General features: G+C 62.4%; 1 protein-coding gene. It reads left to right on the plus strand.

The annotated features are described in order from the left end of the window. Positions 1 to 751, plus strand: a 751-nt coding sequence (locus tag EOD07_RS36085; protein ID WP_164772934.1) for an efflux RND transporter permease subunit, incomplete at its 5' end; no start/stop codon positions are given. Positions 752 to 833: the final 82 nt, after the last annotated feature.

Raw genomic sequence — 833 nt, forward strand, 5'->3', positions numbered from 1 at the left:
GGTCGTGAAGATTTCGACCAACGCCTCGCCCGCGGCCATCGAGCAGTTCAACCAGTTGAACTCCTCGACGATCTCGGCCCTGCCTCTGCCCGGCGTGACCACCGGCGACGGTCTGAAGGTGCTGGAGGATATCGCCAAGGAGACACTGCCCGACACCTTCTTCGTCGACTATTCGGGCCAGTCGCGGCAGGAGAAGGAACAGGGCAACACCATCCTGATCGCCTTCGCGGCGGCCGTGATCGTGATCTACCTGGTGCTGGCGGCCCAGTTCGAGAGCTTCCGCGACCCGCTGATCATCATGATGGCGGTGCCGCTGTCGATCTTCGGCGCGATCGTGCCGCTCAACATCGGCCTGGGAACGCTCAACATCTACACCCAGGTCGGCCTGATCACGCTGATCGGCCTGATCACCAAGCACGGCATCCTTTTGGTGGAATTCGCCAACCAGCAGCGTGAGATCCACGGCATGCGGCGCCGCGATGCCATCATCGCTTCGGCCAAGGTGCGCCTGCGGCCGATCCTGATGACCACGGCGGCCATGGCGCTTGGCGTCGTGCCGCTGATCGTCTCCAGCGGCGCGGGTGCGGCTGCGCGCTATTCGATGGGCCTGGTCATCTTCACCGGCATCCTGGTCGGCACCATGTTCACGCTCTTCGTCGTGCCGATGTTCTACACCTTCATCGCCAGCAAGGACCTGCCGCATCTCGCCGAGAAGCCCGATCCGAAGCTGATGCCGGCGCTGCCGACCTAGAGCAATTCCAGGAAAAGTGTGAGCGGTTTTCCGGGGGAATTGCGTAACAACAAGGAGATAGAGCGGTTCGCCGTTTCTGTGA

It is taken from the genome of Mesorhizobium sp. M2C.T.Ca.TU.002.02.1.1, assembly GCF_003997225.1.